15 protein-coding genes are annotated in these 17,206 nt (G+C 68.1%); 10 read left to right on the top strand and 5 right to left on the bottom strand.

Features of this window, described 5'->3' with window-relative positions:
- Positions 1–383: 383 nt before the first annotated feature.
- The gene (locus ACFXGJ_RS04455; RefSeq protein WP_378616981.1) at positions 384–1,688 is read left to right on the top strand and encodes a magnesium transporter MgtE N-terminal domain-containing protein; all 1,305 of its coding nucleotides are present in this window, start codon (positions 384–386) and stop codon (positions 1,686–1,688) included.
- On the top strand, positions 1,685–3,412 hold the full coding sequence (locus ACFXGJ_RS04460; protein WP_378616889.1) for an Nramp family divalent metal transporter: 1,728 nt from the start codon (positions 1,685–1,687) through the stop codon (positions 3,410–3,412). Before ACFXGJ_RS04455 ends, ACFXGJ_RS04460 begins: the two co-directional genes overlap by 4 nt.
- Before the next feature lie 146 nt (positions 3,413–3,558).
- On the opposite strand, the gene ACFXGJ_RS04465 is transcribed toward ACFXGJ_RS04460, so the two are convergent.
- Positions 3,559–5,499: a potassium transporter Kup gene (locus tag ACFXGJ_RS04465; protein ID WP_378616891.1), complete on the bottom strand. Its 1,941-nt coding sequence runs from the start codon at positions 5,497–5,499 to the stop codon at positions 3,559–3,561.
- A 273-nt stretch (positions 5,500–5,772) separates the two neighbouring features.
- Here ACFXGJ_RS04465 and ACFXGJ_RS04470 point away from each other — a divergent pair, with 273 nt between their 5' ends.
- From ACFXGJ_RS04470 to ACFXGJ_RS04495, 6 genes are all read left to right on the top strand, one after another.
- Positions 5,773–5,967, top strand: coding sequence for a hypothetical protein (locus ACFXGJ_RS04470; RefSeq protein ID WP_378616893.1), 195 nt, complete (start codon positions 5,773–5,775; stop codon positions 5,965–5,967).
- 53 nt (positions 5,968–6,020) lie between these two features.
- On the top strand, positions 6,021–7,679 hold the full coding sequence (locus tag ACFXGJ_RS04475) for an FAD-dependent oxidoreductase (RefSeq protein ID WP_378616895.1): 1,659 nt from the start codon (positions 6,021–6,023) through the stop codon (positions 7,677–7,679).
- Positions 7,676–9,106 (top strand): ATP-binding protein, encoded by a 1,431-nt coding sequence (locus tag ACFXGJ_RS04480; protein WP_378616897.1) that lies wholly within the window; start codon positions 7,676–7,678, stop codon positions 9,104–9,106. The genes ACFXGJ_RS04475 and ACFXGJ_RS04480 overlap by 4 nt, the downstream gene beginning before the upstream one ends.
- Positions 9,099–9,446 (top strand): UBP-type zinc finger domain-containing protein, encoded by a 348-nt coding sequence (locus ACFXGJ_RS04485; protein WP_378616899.1) that lies wholly within the window; start codon positions 9,099–9,101, stop codon positions 9,444–9,446. Before ACFXGJ_RS04480 ends, ACFXGJ_RS04485 begins: the two co-directional genes overlap by 8 nt.
- 61 nt (positions 9,447–9,507) lie before the next feature.
- A complete protein-coding gene (locus ACFXGJ_RS04490; protein ID WP_378616901.1) occupies positions 9,508–10,281 on the top strand; it encodes a methyltransferase domain-containing protein in 774 nt (257 codons plus the stop codon).
- Positions 10,282–10,379: 98 nt separating this feature from the next.
- Positions 10,380–11,309, top strand: a complete 930-nt coding sequence (locus ACFXGJ_RS04495; protein ID WP_378616903.1) for a S1C family serine protease — start codon at positions 10,380–10,382, stop codon at positions 11,307–11,309.
- A gap of 59 nt (positions 11,310–11,368) precedes the next feature.
- Here the strand turns inward: ACFXGJ_RS04495 and ACFXGJ_RS04500 are convergent, their stop codons facing one another.
- The 3 genes from ACFXGJ_RS04500 to ACFXGJ_RS04510 form a co-directional block, all read right to left on the bottom strand.
- Entirely contained in the window at positions 11,369–12,346 is a 978-nt protein-coding gene (locus ACFXGJ_RS04500) for an NAD(P)H-quinone oxidoreductase (protein ID WP_378616905.1), read from the bottom strand.
- A gap of 171 nt (positions 12,347–12,517) precedes the next feature.
- Complete coding sequence (locus ACFXGJ_RS04505; protein ID WP_378616907.1) at positions 12,518–12,820, bottom strand: three-helix bundle dimerization domain-containing protein; 303 nt, start codon at positions 12,818–12,820, stop codon at positions 12,518–12,520.
- A 369-nt stretch (positions 12,821–13,189) separates the two neighbouring features.
- Complete coding sequence (locus ACFXGJ_RS04510) at positions 13,190–13,867, bottom strand: MspA family porin (RefSeq protein WP_378616909.1); 678 nt, start codon at positions 13,865–13,867, stop codon at positions 13,190–13,192.
- Positions 13,868–14,277: 410 nt separating this feature from the next.
- Here ACFXGJ_RS04510 and ACFXGJ_RS04515 point away from each other — a divergent pair, with 410 nt between their 5' ends.
- The gene (locus ACFXGJ_RS04515; RefSeq protein ID WP_378616911.1) at positions 14,278–14,970 is read left to right on the top strand and encodes an SDR family oxidoreductase; all 693 of its coding nucleotides are present in this window, start codon (positions 14,278–14,280) and stop codon (positions 14,968–14,970) included.
- A gap of 14 nt (positions 14,971–14,984) precedes the next feature.
- Positions 14,985–16,151 (top strand): thiolase family protein, encoded by a 1,167-nt coding sequence (locus ACFXGJ_RS04520; protein WP_378616913.1) that lies wholly within the window; start codon positions 14,985–14,987, stop codon positions 16,149–16,151.
- Between the two features lie 215 nt (positions 16,152–16,366).
- Here the strand turns inward: ACFXGJ_RS04520 and ACFXGJ_RS04525 are convergent, their stop codons facing one another.
- The gene (locus tag ACFXGJ_RS04525) at positions 16,367–17,059 is read right to left on the bottom strand and encodes an SDR family oxidoreductase (RefSeq protein WP_378616983.1); all 693 of its coding nucleotides are present in this window, start codon (positions 17,057–17,059) and stop codon (positions 16,367–16,369) included.
- Between the last annotated feature and the right edge of the window lie 147 nt (positions 17,060–17,206).

The raw sequence follows: 17,206 nt of genomic DNA on the forward strand, positions 1-17,206 counted from the left end.
CCGTCGGCATTCACTGACTGCCCACCCGGCGAAGCGACTCGGATCGTTTGCCTGGGGTGGCTCGTGGCGAGTGAGTGTTTTGTGGGAACTTGCCCCGCGGCCAATGAGAGAAGAATTCCGTGACGTTCCAACCATCTCGTTTTTCCGCACGTGGTCTGTCGGCGCGCCGTTTCAGCGCCCTCCCGTAGGTGTCGCGATCGCCGCCGCAGGACCGTCCTGCGTCAGCCCTCGCCACACCTTGGTCATTTCCACCTGCGAGACAGCCAGCGGTCAGCCCTGCCGGCCCAACAGGAATCTCGGTAAGAAAGTGAAATCCCATGAGCATCAACGTCCCCCGTCCTGGCTCGAATGATGCGGACGCCCCGGGTGTCGGCCGTCCAGTGATGCACCTGTCCGGGCTGCTGGGCCGCCCGATCATTGCGCGTGACGGTGACGAGGTCGGTCGAGTCGAGGATGTGATCGTCCGATTGAGCGGGCCCGAAAGCTATCCCGCCGTCACCGGTCTCGTCGCCGGGGTCGGCGGCCGTCGGGTGTTCGTCTCGACCGGCCAGATAGCGTCGCTCACTCAGCAGCGCGTCGACCTGTTGCAGAACAAGGTCGACCTGCGAGGGTTCGAGCGCCGTGACGGTGAGGTACTGCTGCGCGCCGATCTACTCGATCACCGGCTGATCGACGTTCCCGCCGCCGAGTTGATTCACGCCTACGACGTCGAACTCGAGGACACCGGATCGGGGTGGGTGCTCGCTCGCCTCGACACCCGCCGGCCTGCCCGGCTGTTCGGTCTACTCAAGTCACACGACGGGCACGCGAGCAGGGACTGGAAGGCCTTCGAGCCGCTGATCGGTCACAACCAGTCCATCGAGGTACGCCGAGTGGGCGGCCGGGTGAGCACACTCAAGCCGGCCCAGATCGCCGACCTACTCGAGGATGCCGACAAACGCGAGGGCGGCGAGATTCTCGATCGGGTCCACACCGACCCGGAACTCGAGGCCGACGTGTTCGAGGAACTCGACCCTGACAAGGCCAACAAACTGCTCGGCGACATGACTGACACGGAGGTCGCCGCGGTACTCGGCCGGATGCGCGCCGACGACGCCGCCGACGCGGTAGCCGAACTGCGGCAGTCCCGCCGTCGGCGAGTGCTGGATCTCATGCCTGCCGGCCAGCGAACCAAGGTCATCACGCTGATGGGCTTCAACCCGTCGAGTGCAGGTGGGCTGATGAGCGTCGACGTCGTGGAGTGTCCTGCCGGCACCACCGCCGCACAGGCGTTGGCCCGCATCGCGGCGGCCCGATCGTTGCAGCCGGAGGCCCTGCTCAAGATGCACGTGCTCGGCGAGTCCCGGGAGCTGATCGGGGTCGTCTCGGTTATCGCGCTGGTTCAGGCCGAGCCGCAGCTTCCGGTCGAGAAGCTGATGGACACCGATCCGGTGCGCGTGGCCCCGGACGCGGATCTGACGGACGTGGCGCTCCTGATGGCCGACTTCAATCTCGCGACCATCCCGGTCGTCGACGACTCGGACCGCGTACTGGGTGTGGTCACCGTCGACGACGTCCTCGAGGCCACCATCCCCGACGATTGGCGACGGCGAGAACCCGCACCGCGGCCCACTCGCGAACCGACCTACACCGCGACCGTCGAATCGACGACACGTGGGACGATGCCGCAGGCAGGTGATCGGCCATGACCGACAACGATCCCTCGTTCCGTGGCGCGGGCGCTCCTGTTGTCGCACCGATCGCGCCTTCGCCCGCTGCACCGGTGTCGGCTCGCGAACTGGTGGAATCCGCCGCTTCGTCCCAGCGGTCGGCCGCGCTCGACTCTGCTCACCTCGGCGACATCGAGGGCGCGCTCGGCAGCATCAGCATCACCGACACCGACAGCGCCCGCACACTCAAGACCCGGCTGCTGACACTGCTGGCAATCGTCGGGCCCGGCCTGATCGTGATGATCGGTGACAACGACGCGGGCGGGGTTGCCACCTACGCCCAGGCGGGACAGAACTACGGGTACTCGCTGCTGTGGGTACTGCTGTTGCTGATTCCGGTGTTGATCGTCAACCAGGAGATGGTCGTTCGCCTCGGTGCAGTGACCGGAGTCGGGCACGCCCGGTTGATCAACGAACGATTCGGCCGTGGTTGGGGCTGGTTCAGCGTGGGTGATCTGTTCGTGCTGAACTTCCTCACCATCGTCACCGAGTTCATCGGTATCTCGTTGGCCGCCAGCTATTTCGGCATATCCAAGTGGATCGTGGTGCCCTCGGCAGCGGTGGCTCTCGTCGCGATCATGGCGACCGGGAGTTTCCGGCGCTGGGAACGGGCGATGTTCGTGTTCATCGCCATCACGTTGTTGCAGATCCCGATGCTGCTGATGTCTCATCCGGACTGGGGTCGGGCGGCTCACGACTTCGTGGTGCCGGGCATTGCGGGCGGCATGAGCTCGGATGCAGTGTTGTTGATCATCGCGATCGTCGGCACCACCGTGGCTCCGTGGCAGCTGTTCTTCCAGCAGTCCAACATCATCGACAAGCGGATCACGCCGCGGTTCATCAGCTACGAGCGGGCCGACACGGTGCTCGGCGCGATCGTCGTCGTCGTCGGTGCTGCCGCGTTGATGATGACCGCCGACTTTGCCGCCCGCTCGACTGACAGCGTGGGGAACTTCATCGACGCCGGCGACATCGCTCGCCTCCTGGGGATGGACAGCGGCACACTGGGCACCATCTTCGCGATCGTTCTGCTCGACGCGTCGATCGTCGGCGCAGCCGCGGTCACCCTCTCCACAAGCTATGCCTTCGGCGACGTCTTCGGCCTCAAACACTCCCTGCACCGCGGCTTCAAGGACGCGAAGCAGTTCTACCTCTCCTACAGCGCAATGATCGTCGTCGCCGCAGCGATCGTGCTGATCCCCAATGCGCCACTCGGGCTCATCACCACCGCGGTGCAGGCACTCGCCGGACTGCTGCTGCCGAGCGCGAGCGTGTTCCTACTGCTGCTGTGCAACGACCGGGAAGTGCTCGGGCCGTGGGTGAACAAGCGTTGGCTCAACATCGTGGCCGGCCTGATCGTCGGAGTACTGCTCCTGCTGTCCGGGATCCTGATGGCGACCACGATGTTCCCCGACCTCGACGTGGTAACGGCCGGGGAGTACCTCGCAGTTGCGATCGTCGTCCTCGTCGTCGCTGCCGTCGGCGCCCTGCGGTGGCTCGAGCGCCGAAATCCCGCTGCTTCGCTGCCCCAGTCAACGCCGGGTGATGCGGACAAGATGCAGTGGCGGATGCCGCCGCTGGCACTGCTTCAGCCCGTCAAGTGGTCCGCGGGAACCAAACTGGGCATGCTGGCACTGCGGACCTACCTGGTTGTCGGCGCGATCCTGCTCGTGGTGAAGGCCGTCCAGCTCGGCGGCGGATAGGAGATCCCGATGACGGGCATCCGGTGGCGGCATAGGCCGGAATCGCCTCCACCGCAAGATCGACCCCGCCACCGCGCATCGCTCCTCGTGAAGTCGCACCGTGCAGCATGGGTCCGGTCGGTCGCAATTGGGTGCCGTGCGGCCGCCTACACGTCGATCCTCGAACCGATGATCACGGTCCGGTCACCTGGCAGACCGAAGAACTCGGCGGCATCGGCAGTGATGTGCGATGTCGCGATGAACAGACGTTTGCGCCACGGCGCCATCGTCGGCGCCGTCCCCTTCTTCAGTTCGATCTTCGACAGGAAGTAGGAGGCGTCGTCGATGGCGATCGGGCCCTCGGTCTGCGCGGGGTCGAGCAGGCGCAGCGCATCCGGCACGTTCGGCTTCTCCATGTACCCGAAGTGCGCGGTCACGTGGATGATCCCGTCCTCGGCATGGCCGAGATCGTCGACCTCGGTCCGCTCCTCGTCCGGCACCCGAGGGACCGGCAGCGTATCGATCGACATGATCACCACGTGGTCGTGCAGTACTCGGTTGTGTTCGACATTGGCCCGCATCGCCAGCGGCGCGGTCTGGTTGCCTCGGTTGAGGAACACCGCGGTGCCGGGGACCCGCAGCAGCGGCGGCCGGTGCTCGTCGAGCTGGTCGACGAACTCGCGCAGCGGCCCCTCCGCACGCTCCCGCGCGAGGGTGACGATGCCGCGCCCGCGCTGCCAGGTGAGCATCACGGTGAACGCCGCGACGCCGATCAGCAGCGGCAGCCACGCCCCGTGGACCAACTTGGTCAGGTTCGCCGCCAGGAACATCAGGTCAACCGTCAACAAGAACCCGGCGCCGATCAGCACCAGCCACAGCGGGGTGTGCCATCGGGTCCGGGCGATGTAGAAGAACAGCAGCGTGGTGATCGAGATCGTGGCCGTCACCGCCATGCCGAACGCGTACGCCAACGCCGCCGAGCTGCGGAAGGCGAACACCAGCGTGAGTACCGACACCATCAGGACCCAGTTGATCCAGGGCACGTAGATCTGACCGATCGTCGACTCCGAGGTGTGCGCCACCCGCAGTCTCGGCAGGTAGCCGAGCTGGGCGGCCTGCGACGCCACCGAGTAGGCGCCGGTGATCACGGCCTGGGAGGCGATCACCGTGGCCGCGGTGGCCAGCAGCACCATCGGTAGGCGCGCCCAATCGGGAGGGAGCAGGAAGAACGGACTGCTCACCTTGGTCTCGTCGCCGAGCACGAGCGCACCCTGCCCGAAGTAGCTGAGAACGCAGGCAGGCAGGACGAGCATCAGCCAGCCGCGGGTGATCACCCTTCGACCGAAGTGGCCCATGTCGGCGTAGAGCGCTTCGGCGCCGGTGACCGCCAGTACGACCGCGGCCAGCGCGAAGAAGGCAATCCCGAAGTGCCCGACCACGAAACTCACCGCGTAGGTCGGCGACAGTGCCCTCAGGATCTCCGGGTGCCGGGCGATTCCGGCCGCACCGCAGGCGCCGATCGAGACGAACCAGACGATCATCACCGGCCCGAAGAACCGCCCGACCACGGCCGTGCCCCGGCGTTGGACGACGAAGAGCAGCACGATGATCAACGCGGTGAGCGGGACGATGAAGTCTCCCATCCGCGGCTCGACGACCTTCACGCCTTCGACGGCGGAGAGCACCGAGATCGCGGGGGTGATCATGCTGTCGCCGAAGAACAGCGCGGCGCCGAAGATGCCGAGCCCGGACAGCACCGCGGCGACGCGACGGTGCCGTGCCCCGCCCAGCCGCCGCAGGAGCGTGATCAGTGCCATGATGCCGCCCTCGCCGTCGTTGTCGGCACGCATGACGAGCGAGACGTAGGTCAGGGTGACGATGATCATCACCGACCAGAAAACGAGGGACACGACGCCGTACACGTTGTCCGTGCTGATCGGAACGGGGTGCGGGTCGTCCGGGTTGAACACCGTCTGAATGGTGTAGATCGGGCTGGTGCCGATGTCGCCGAAGACGACGCCGAGCGCGCCGACCACGACGGCCGCACGAACCGCGTCGCGGCCGTCGACCGCTCCAGTTTGCGACGGAGTCTCGGGGTTGATGCGCACGGCGTGCTCCTCGCTCGCGGATCGCCTCCCATCCTGCCGCGTCTCGGCCCAGTTCGGCGGGAAACAGACCTACACGCCCTCGTGATCACGGTGTCGGCCGCGTCGTCCCGGGTAGGCGGGGGCTGCGTGTCGAGAATCGTCAGCAGCCGCGTCGGATGTGGCGCCTGACAGCGGCCGCCCACCAACCCAGCTCCACCGGCGCTGCCGTGTGCAACTCGATCCAGTTCGACGCAGGCATCTCAGTGGTGATCACCCAACTGCGACCGTGCATCGATGTTGTTCCCGCAGCACAACTTCGACCATCGGCTGGCGCCGTCCACGTCGACCACGCGCTCGTGTCGTGACCCGGTGGAAGCCGGCACCGTCAATCGTGGCACCCCGATCGAGCCCTTCGTCGCGTCGCGGTACGCCGGTCGGACCGGAATCGTCGAGCGTCTCGCGCGGCGTCGGGAAGGGGCACGCGCCTGACCATCGAGGCATACTCGAACCGGAGGCTCAGTGGCGCTCCGGATGGGAGAGGGATGGCACAGCCCGCAATTCTCAGCGTCGACGACGATCCGAGCGTCTCCCGCGCCATCGTCAGGGACCTGCGCCGACGGTACGGCGAGAAGTACCGGATCATCCGGGCGCAGTCCGGCGACGAGGCCCTGGCCGCGCTCAAGGAGATGAAGCTGCGCGGTGACCCCGTCGCTGTGCTCCTCGCCGACTACCGGATGCCGGCCATGAGCGGTATCGAGTTCCTCGAGCAGGGCATGGACCTGTACCCCGCCGCGAAGCGGGTGCTGCTCACCGCGTACGCCGACACCGACGCCGCGATCGACGCGATCAACGTCGTGGACCTCGACCACTACCTGCTCAAGCCGTGGGATCCGCCCGAGGAGAAGCTCTACCCGGTGGTCGACGCCCTGCTCGAGGCGTGGCTGACCTCCGACCGGAGGCCGGTGACGGAGACCAAGGTGGTCGGGCACCGGTGGTCGGCACGGTCCGCGGAAGTGCGCGAGTTCCTGGCCCGCAACCAGCTCCCGTACCGGTGGTACATGTCCGACGAACCGGAAGGGCAGCGGTTGCTCGAGGCCGCGGGCTCCGACGGCATGCGGCTGCCGGTGGTGATCACGTCCGACGGCACGCCGCTCGTCGAGCCGACCGATGCGGAACTGGCGGACCACGTCGGACTGGCCACCACCCCGTCGTCGGACTTCTACGACCTCGTCGTGATCGGCGGCGGCCCGGCAGGACTGGGCGCGGCGGTCTACGGCGCGTCGGAGGGCCTGCGCACCGTGCTGATCGAGCGCACCGCCACCGGCGGCCAGGCCGGGCAGAGTTCCCGAATCGAGAATTACCTGGGCTTTCCGGACGGATTGTCGGGGGCGCAGCTCGCCGACCGGGCCCGTCGGCAGGCGGCCAAGTTCGGCGCCGAGGTGATCACCACGCGTGACGTCGTCGCCCTGGAGGTGAACGGGTCCGCGCGGACCGTCCGGTTCGCCGACGGGGCGTCGCTGGACGCGCACACCGTGATCCTGGCGACCGGGGTGTCCTATCGGCAGTTGTCGGCACCCGGGTTGGACGAGTTCACCGGGCGCGGTGTGTATTACGGCTCCGCGGTGACGGAGGCCGCGCGGTGCAGTGGGCAGGACGTGTACATCGTCGGCGGGGCGAACTCGGCGGGCCAGGCGGCGGTCTACCTCGCCAGGGGCGCCCGCTCGGTGACCGTCGTGGTGCGCGCCCGTTCGCTGGACGACTCCATGTCGCACTACCTGATCCAGCAGATCCGGCAGGACCCGAGGATCTCGGTTCGGGCGTGCTCGGAGGTGGTGGGAGTCGAAGGCGACGACCATCTGGATCGGATCATCTTGCGCGACAACACCACTGGTCGAACCGAGACCGTCGACGCGCAGTGGCTCTTCCTGTTCATCGGGGCCGCGCCGCGCACCGACTGGCTCGACGGCGTCGTGGTGCGCGACGACCACGGGTACGTCGTCTCGGGCCCCGATCTCGTGGTCGACGGTAAACGGCCGCGGGGCTGGGAACTCGACCGCCTGCCGCAACACCTCGAGACCAGCGTGCCCGGGGTCTTCGCGGCCGGGGACGTGCGCTCCGACTCGGCGAAGCGGGTGGCGTCGGCGGTGGGAGAGGGAGCGATGGCCGTGATGCTCGTGCACCGATACCTGGCCAAGTCGTGAACGCCCGGCCCGTGTGCACGGTAGAGGAACTGCGGACGCTGTTCCTCTTCGAGAAGCTCGACGACGATCAGCTCGCGCAACTGTGCCGTGCGGGACGGGTCGAGGTGATCGAGCCGGGGCCGGTGTACCGCGAGGGGGACCAGGCGACCTGCTTCTACGTGCTCATCGAGGGGTCGGTGGTGCTCACCAAGCTCTCGGGTGGACGGGACGTGGAGATGGTTCGTACCTCCCACCGAGGCGCGTACGCCGGTGCGTGGAACGCGTACATGGGCGACCGTATCCCGCAGATCTACAACGGCTCGATGGCCGTGCCCGAGCGCTCCACCTTCTTCGTCCTGGACGCGAGCGACTTCGCCCGCTTCATGGCGGAATGGTTCCCGATGGCGCTGCACCTTCTCGAAGGGCTGTTCTTCGGTAATCAGAACTCCCGCGAGATCCTCGACCAGCGGGAACGGTTGCTCGCGCTCGGTTCCCTGTCCGCCGGGCTGACACACGAGCTGAACAATCCGGCCGCGGCGGCGGTCCGGGCGACGTCCTCCCTGCGGGACCGCGTCGCGGGGATGCGCCACAAGCTGGGGATGATCGCCTCGGGCACCTACGAACCCGCGACCCTCCAGGCGCTGATCGGGATCCAGGAGGAGGCCGTCGAGCTGATCGCGAAGGCGCCCACGCTGAGCCCGATGGAAGAAGCGGACCGGGAGGACGCACTCGGCGGGTGGCTCGAGGGCCACGGCATCGCGGACGGATGGAACCTCGCGCCGAACTTCGTGCAGGCCGGCCTCGACGTCGACTGGCTCGAGGGGGTCGCTGCCGCGGTCGAGCCACCGATCCTCGCCGGCGCCGTCGCCTGGCTCAACTACACCATCGAGACCGAGTTGCTGATGAACGAGATCTCGGACTCCACAGCCCGGATCACCGCGCTCGTCGGCGCCGCAAAGCAGTACTCCCAGTTGGACCGTGCGCCGTTCCAGGTCTCGGACGTGCACGAACTGCTCGACAGCACGCTGGTGATGCTGGCCGGCAAGATCGGCGGCGTCGAGGTCGTCAGGAACTACGACCGCGCCCTGCCCCGCGTGCCGGTGTATGCGGCCGAACTCAACCAGGTCTGGACCAACCTCATCGACAACGCGGTGGGCGCCATGGCCGGCGGCGGCACGCTCACCGTCCGCACCTACCGGGACGGCGACCGCCTGGCCGTGTCGATCGCAGACACGGGTACGGGCATTCCCGAGGAGATCCGCAGTCGCATCTTCGAGCCGTTCTTCACCACCAAGGCGGTCGGGGAGGGTACGGGGCTCGGACTCGACATCTCGTGGCGGATCGTCGACAAGCACCACGGCGACATCCGTGTGGAGTCGCAGCCGGGGCACACCGAGTTCGTCGTCCGCATCCCGTTGACCGTGCCGGAAGGAGACAACGATGCCTGAGATCGACGGAATCGATCCGGAGGTGGCGCCGAGCGGGCCGGGGTGCGCCGAGTGCGACTCGGCCGGGGGCTGGTGGGTGCACCTGCGCCGATGCGCGCAGTGCGGTCACATCGGGTGCTGCGACACCTCGCCCGCGCAGCACGCGAGCGCGCACGCGGCGGCGACCGGGCACCCGTTCATCCAGAGCTTCGAGCCCGGCGAGGACTGGTTCTTCGACTACCGGACCGAGCAGATGTACGAGGGTCCCGCCCTGGCTCCGCCGCGGCACCACCCGGTCGAGCAGCCGGTGCCGGGCCCCGCCGGCCGGGTGCCGTCCGACTGGCAGGACCACGTCCATTAGCGCCGACCGCCCCACCCCGGACCGAGCGGGCTCGCCGGGTGCGGCGGGTGCGGCGGGTGCGGTGCACTGGGATCCGGCGCAGTACTCACTGTTCGGGGCGGAGCGACGGCGGCCGTTCTTCGATCTGGTCGGTCAGGTCGGGGCCGTCAACCCTCGCCGGGTGGTCGACCTCGGCTGCGGGCCGGGCACGTTGACCGCGACGCTGGCCGAGCGGTGGCCCACCGCCGCGGTGCTCGGTGTCGACTCGTCGCGGGAAATGATCGCCGAGGCTGTCGGCCACGCCGGTGGCCGCGTCGAGTTCGCACTCGGCGACGCCGAGGACTTCTCGGCCGTGGGCGTCGACGTTCTGGTCGGCAACGCACTGCTGCAATGGGTGCCGACGCACCGCGAATTGCTGGTGAGGTGGGCGGGCGAGCTCGAGCCCGGCGGCTGGATCGCCTTCCAGGTGCCCGCGAACTTCGGCTCGCCCTCGCACCGGCTGATGCGCGAGGTCGCCGAGTCGCCGCGATGGCACGACCGGCTCGGCGGGGTGCTGCGCCACGACAGCACTGTGGCCGAACCGGCGGAGTACCTCGAGTTGCTGCTGGGCGCGGGACTGCGGGTCGCGGCGTGGCGGACCGAGTATCAGCAGCTGCTGCCGGGGCCGGATCCCGTCCTCGAGTGGGTTCGCGGCACCGGACTGCGGCCGGTCCTCGATCGGCTGTCCGCCGCCGAGGCGGCGGACTTCGAGGCCGAGTACGGCGCCCTCCTGCGGCGGGCCTATCCACGCGGTGCGTTCGGGACCGTCTTCCCGTTCCTCCGCACCTTCGTGGTGGCGGAGAAGCCGGGGGAGTGAGGCGTCCGACGGCAGCCCATTCCCTGCGGCTGTCAGGTTGGTTTCGGCTCTGCGCGAACGGCGGTATCGGCCACCTCGCCGGATGGGTTGATCAGTGCATGAGCGAGGATTTGGGGCCTCTGGACGCGTTCTCCGAAGCCGTGATCCGGGTCGCGGAGCGCGTGCTCCCGAGCGTCGTCAGCGTGCAGGTCCAGACCCGACGGGGAACAGGGGGCGGCAGCGGGTCGGTGCTCACCCCTGACGGCTTCATCCTGACCAGTGCCCACGTCGTCGACGGCGCGAAGCGGGTCGACGTGACCTTCTCCGACGGCGGCGAGGTGGTCGCGGACGTCACCGGCCGGGACACCCTGTCGGATCTTGCGGTGTTGAGGGCCAGGGGTGACGTGCCGCCGGCGCTGGCCCGAGGCGACGCGGCCCAGCTGCAGGTCGGTCAGCTGGTCGTTGCAGTCGGCAGTCCGCTCGGCCTCGCAGGCAGCGTCACCGCCGGTGTCGTCTCCGCGCTGGGTCGGTCGCTGCCGACCCGGTCCGGCCGGGTCATCGACGAGGTCATCCAGACCGATGCGGCCCTGAACCCCGGCAACAGTGGCGGCGCTCTCGCCGACAGCGCCGGTCGCCTGGTCGGTGTGAACACTGCCGTCGCCGGTGTCGGCGTCGGTCTGGCGGTCCCGATCAACGCGACAACCGAACGGATCATCGCCTCGCTGATGCGTACCGGACGCGTACGTCGCGGGTGGCTCGGGATCGCCGGGACGCAGGTTCCCCTGCGGCCGGAACTCGCCGCCAAGCTGGGCCGCAAGCGCGGCGTCCAGGTGGCGCAGGTCGTGCCCGGAAGTGCCGCCGCGACGGCTGGACTTCGCGCCGGGGACATCCTCGTCGCGATCGGCGGAGACCCCGTCGCCACCGCAACCGACATCCAAGCCCTCATGGTCGAGGGCACGATAGGCAGGCGTATCGAGGTCACCGTGTGGCGCAACGGGGCCCTGGTCGACGCCGTTGCCGTTCCACGGGAACTCACCGACGAGGCGTAGCCGAAGTAGTGGGACGGGTGACGGCAGCGGTGGCCGGACGTGTCGGTTGGCGGTGCCGTTCAGGTGACGGTGAGGACGACCTTGCCGAATGTTCTTCCCCCGTACAGCAGTTCGTGTGCTTCGGCGGCCAACGGCATGGGCAGCGCGGTGTCGATGACGGGCGCGATCACCCCGCGCGCGATGAGGGGCCATATGTGCTTGCGGACCGCCGCGACGACGGCGGCCTTCTGGTCGGGCGGGCGGGACCGAAGTGAGGTCATCGCGATGCTGGCGCGCTTGTTGAACAGCAGGCCGAGATCGACCTCGGTGGGTCCGAGGGTTCCGCCGATGACGACGAGATGTCCGTCGTGTCCGAGACATTCGATGTTCTCGTGCAGATACGGCCCGCCTACGACGTCGAGGATGGCGTCGACGCCACGGCCACCGGTGACGCCGAGCGTCCGCGCGACGAAGTCGTCGGTGCGGTAGTCGACGGCCACGTCGGCGCCGAGCCGCAGGACCGGATCGAGCTTGGCGTGGCCGCCGACCGTGGTGATCACGTGGGCTCCGGAGGCCTTGGCCCATTGGACGGCCATGGTCCCGACACCGCTGCCGCCGCCGTGCACGAGGACCCACTGTCCCGAGCGCAGGTGGGCCTTCAGCGTCAGGTTCGCGTACGCGGTGCACGCTGCGTCGGGCAGCGCCGCGGCCTCGGAAAAGTCGAGGCGGTCCGGGACTGGAAGCAGCTGTCGTGCGGGCGCCACGGCCAGTTCCGCGTACCCACCGCCGCCGAGCAGCGCGCACACCCGGTCGCCTTTCGACCAGCCGGTCACTCGCTCACCGACCCGCCGGATCGTGCCCGCGCATTCGAGGCCGAGGACATGGGGCCCGCCACCGTGGACCGGGTAGTGGCCTTCGCGTTCGAGAAGGTCGATGTTGGTGATCCCGGCGGCTCGGACATCGATCACGACGTCGGTCGGCGAGGGCTCCGCGAGGGTCAGCTCCCGCCACGTCAGCACCCCGGGAGGCCCCGGCTCGTCGAAGGCGATTCCCCGCATGTATCCACTGTCGACCAATCCGACTCGGAGGTCGAGGGGCAGTCTGCGTGGAATCGCTCTCCAGGTCTGTCACTTGCTCGGCGACCTCGTTCGCGTCGAATCCGACGACACGGACGGCGGTCCCGACGCGTCACCGAGAGTCAGACACCGCGGCCATCCGTCACAGCTGTGTCAGCGCCGTCGATGGCGACCTGTGGCGCCTCGAGTTCGCGGGTCGGCAAGCTCGGGAACTTCAGTGTTCGCATTCGTGATGGCAGCGCCGACCGCGGCGTCAGGTGTACCGGTGCGGCTCAGCTCAGCTTCCGCTTTGCGCTCGACGAGTAGCGGGACGAAGTCGCGAACGCGGCGGCCGGCGAAGTGAGCGTGTGCCGCGGCGACGATTGCGCGGACTGTTGGCGTCGGTACCTCGGGGTGTTTGCGCGCGAGACGTTCGATCACGAACTCGATGTGACGCTGTTCGTCGTCCGAGGGCATAGGGCAGTGTGGAACGAGGCCGATCCTGCGTCAATTAGTCGACCGTCCAGTTCCAGATGGGGAGCGCCGTGGTGCCGTGTCCCGTCCACGGGCGGCTGGCCCGGGCGCCCGCTCCCGCTGTTCCCCACCTTCGCGGGAGCGGAGATGGGGAACAGCGACGCGGACGGATTCACGCACCGTACTCAGCTGGTCGCGCGACGGATCCATGGCGGCCCGCCACATGCTGCGGGGTCGGGGGAGTCGTGCGAGGTCAGACGGTCTGGGTGGAGGATCCGGTGATCCACTGGACGGATTGGACGATGGCGTCGAGCAGGCTGGTGGTGGGCGTCTTCACCACGAAGTGCAGGGCGTCGAGCGACATGGGTTCTCCTAGATGGTGACTGGGGGTCCGTAGGCGGCGAAGGAATCGTCGGTTTCCTTGGTCGAGGCGGTCCACTGCGAGTACGTGCGCAGTGACACCGGCCCCGCGGCGCCGTTGAGCTGGAGGTGGATGTTGTCGAGGTTGACGTTGCCGTTGCCGCTGGTCATCGTCTTCTTGTCCAGCGAGATGGCCACGATCTGGCCCGGGCGGATCGGTACGACCCAGTTGCCCTCGAGCGGGGTCTGCACCGACATGGTCAGCGTCGGCAGGCCGCCGACCGGGATACCGAGCGCCTGCTGGGGCGTGATGCCGATCTTGCCGCCGAGGGACACGCCGTTGGAGACATCGAGCAGGTAGCCGACCTCGACGCCGACGTCGAGGGTGCCGGCGGTGATCGGGGCGCCGCCCGCGGAAGTGACGGCGGTGTTACCGCCGAAGAAGACGTCCTTGTCGAAGGGGGTGCCGTTGAGCGGGATCACGTCGTTGAGCCATTGGCCGGACTGCACGATCTTCAGGTTCGTGCCGAGAACGGTGGTCTTGGCGGCCGAGTTGTCGGCGATGTGGATCACCTCGGCATCGGCGGTGCCCGTGCCGAGGCCGAATGTGACGGCGACCAGGGTGAGGAGCGTTGCGGTTCGGGTCCGGGAAATAGTCCGGCGCAGTGGAGGTTTCGTGTCCAGGGCCATGTCGTGCCTCTCGTGAGGACGGTTACGGTGCGCGTGTGCGCATCGGAGTCGAACGTCGGGAGGTGGATCGATCCGGGCCTTCGGTAGGTCCAGAGACAGCGTCGGCGCCGTCGGGTAACAGCCGCCGAACCGAGAGTGTCGGGCAGGCGACGGTTGTCAACACAGTCCATCCGGGGTCGGTATGAAAACGGATGTGGGACAGACTGTTTGGTTTGTGACATGCCGGTGGCGGAAACCGGTACCCAGCCGGGAGTCGACGGTGACGGTTCGGTCGCCGGGCGCCGAAGCGCTCGCCGGCGCCCCAGGTCGTCTGTGGTTCACCTCACACTGCTTCCTGACTATATTAAGGCATAGTCAGGGTGTGGGCGGTGTTACGTCCTTCGAAGGCCTGATCCAGATGGGAGCATCCGATGCAGATCGAAGGAAGCGTGGCCCTGGTCACCGGCGCCAACGGCGGCCTGGGGCGAGAGTTCGTGCGGCAGTTCCTCGAGCGCGGCGCGAGGAAGGTGTACGCCGCCGCCCGCAGGGACCTGGACTGGTCCGACGGCCGCGTCGTTCCGCTCCGCCTCGATGTGACCGACTCGGATTCGATCGGCGCGGCGGCCGAGTCGGCGGCGGACGTGACGGTGCTCGTCAACAACGCGGGCGTGATCGGCGCCGGGTCGTTGTTGTTCGCGCCGATCACGGAGATCCGGGACACGTTCGAGACAAACGTGTTCGGCCCGTTGCAGGTCGCTCGTGCGCTCGCGCCGACGCTGGCCGCAGCAGGTGGTGGCGCGATCGTGAACGTGCACTCGGTGCTGAGCTGGCTGGCAGTCCCCGGCGCGTACAGCCCGTCCAAGGCGGCGCTGTGGGGACTGACCAACGCGTTACGGCTCGAGCTCGCCGGCCAGGGGACGCACGTGCTCGGAGCCCACCTGGGCTACGCCGACACGCCGATGACAACCGGCCTCGACGTCCCGAAATCGGATCCACGCGACATCGTCGAGCGCATCCTCGACGCCCTGGACGCGGGCGCCGACGAGGCCCTCACCGACGAAGTGACACGGCGAGTGCGTTCGAACCTGTCCACCCACACCACCGGTGCGATCAGGGCCAACTGAAAGGGAGAACTGTCATGAACTCAGCAGTCATCGTGGATGCCGTTCGCACCCCACTCGCCAAGGGCAAGCCCGGCGGTGCGTATGCCGAGATCCATCCGGTGGATCTGCACGCGGCGTCGCTACGGGCGGTCGTCGACCGCACCGGTATCGACGCCGCTCGGATCGACGACGTCATCAGCGGCGCCGTGGGCCAGATCGGCGAGCAGTCCGGCAACACCGCACGGTGGGCGCTCCTGGCCGCCGGGTACCCGGAGACGGTGCCCGGCGTGACCGTGGACCGGCAATGCGGAAGCAGTCAGCAGGCGCTGCACTTCGCCGCCCAGGGTGTGATCGCGGGGGCGTACGACGTCGCGGTCGCGTCGGGCGTCGAGTCGATGAGCCGGATCCCGATCGGCAGCCAGACCGTCGGAAAGGACTTCCGCGGCTCGCAGGTCAAGGCCCGGTACGGCGATGCTCTGGTGCCGCAGGGAATCAGTGCCGAACTCATCGCGCGCAAGTGGAACCTCACGCGCACCCAACTCGACGAGTACTCCGCGATGTCGCACGAACGCGCCGCGCACGCCTGGAAGGACGGCCTGCTCGACAGTCAACTCACCTACGTGAACGACCTGCGAACAGACGAGACGATCCGGCCCGGCACGACGACCGACGTGCTCGCTGGGCTTCGCCCCGCGTTCTACAGCGACGAGTGGGCGGCGCGCTACCCGGACCTCGACTGGAAGGTGACCGCGGGCAACAGCTCACCGGTCAACGACGGCTCCGCCGCGGTGCTCGTCACGAGCGAGCAGGCGGCGGCCCGGCTGGGGTTGCGGCCGCGGGCCCGCGTGCACTCGTTCGCCGTGGCCGGGGACGACCCGATCCTGATGCTGACCGGAATCATCCCGGCAACCCGCAAGGTGCTCGATCGCGCCGGGCTCACCCTTGCCGACATCGACGCGTTCGAGGTGAACGAGGCCTTCGCCTCGGTGGTGCTCGCCTGGCAGGCCGAGACCGGCGCCGACCTGAGCAAGGTCAACATCAACGGCGGCGCCATCTCCATCGGCCACCCGCTCGGGGCCTCCGGCGCCCGGCTCACCACCAGCCTGGTCAACGTGCTCGACCAGGTCGACGGCCGGTACGGCCTGCAGGTGATGTGCGAGGCGGGCGGACTGGCAAACGCCACCATCGTCGAGAGGCTCTGAATCACTTTCTCCCCCAACCCGAGGCGGGCGTGCAGCATGCGGGGAGCCCGTCGCGTAGACGGTGTCCGGGACGGTGGTCGCCGCTTGCCGAGGCGCGGTATGCGGTCGGCTGTTCGTGGGGGAGGTTCTCGATCAGGTGCCGGAACCGGTTTGTCTCGGCCTGCACCCCGTTCGGCGTTCAGGTCGTCGGCGCCGACCGGACCGACCGGGTCTGCCTAGGCGGTAACCAGACTGTTTCGGGTGAGTGGAGTCCCGAAGTATCCAACGTCGGGGTCGACGACAACGGTCTTGGCCTCGCCTTGTCGGGCCAGGGCGTCACGGGCCATCTGCTCGAACGAGATCTTCTCCGGCCCCCCGATGTTCTCGATGCCACCCAGTGGTTCGCCTTCTGCCACAGCGGCGACGTTGGCCGCGAGTTCGTCCACGGCGATGGGCTGGATCAGCGCGTCCGGTACGTGCACTTCGTCGCCGACAGTCATCGACGCCGTGATCCTGTCGGTGAACTCGGCGAACTGGGTGGAGCGCACGATCGAGTAGGGAATCTCGGCCTCCTCGATGAGCTTCTCCTGCGCGACCTTCGCCCTCAGGTATCCACTCAGGGGTAGCTGGTCCGCACCGACGATCGACACCGCGACGTAGTGCCCAACGCCCGCCGCCGCCGCGGCGGCCTCCAAGTTGGTGGTCGACGTCGTGAAGAACTCCATCACCGGACCGTCCTCGAACGATGGCGAGTTGGACACGTCAACGACGACGTCGGCACCGGCCAGAGCCTCGGCGAGGCCTTCCCCGGTCAGCGTGTTGACGCCGGTATTGGGCGACGCTGCCACCGCTACGTCGCCGTGGTCCCTCAGTTTGTCAACCACTTTCGACCCCAGCATCCCGGTGCCACCGATCACGACGATCTTCATGGCCTTCCTTCCAGAGTCTCTGCCGGCGCGTAGACGGCCAGGCCCGTCGCAACGGACGACCCGCATGCGCGCCCCGGATTTGCATGGTGATCCGCAATGTTGGCGCAGAACAAGACTAAGCCGTCCGTGGTGGTTTTCACAGCGGGA

The organism is Rhodococcus sp. NPDC059234 (assembly GCF_042754225.1).
Taxonomy (GTDB): domain Bacteria; phylum Actinomycetota; class Actinomycetes; order Mycobacteriales; family Mycobacteriaceae; genus Rhodococcus_G.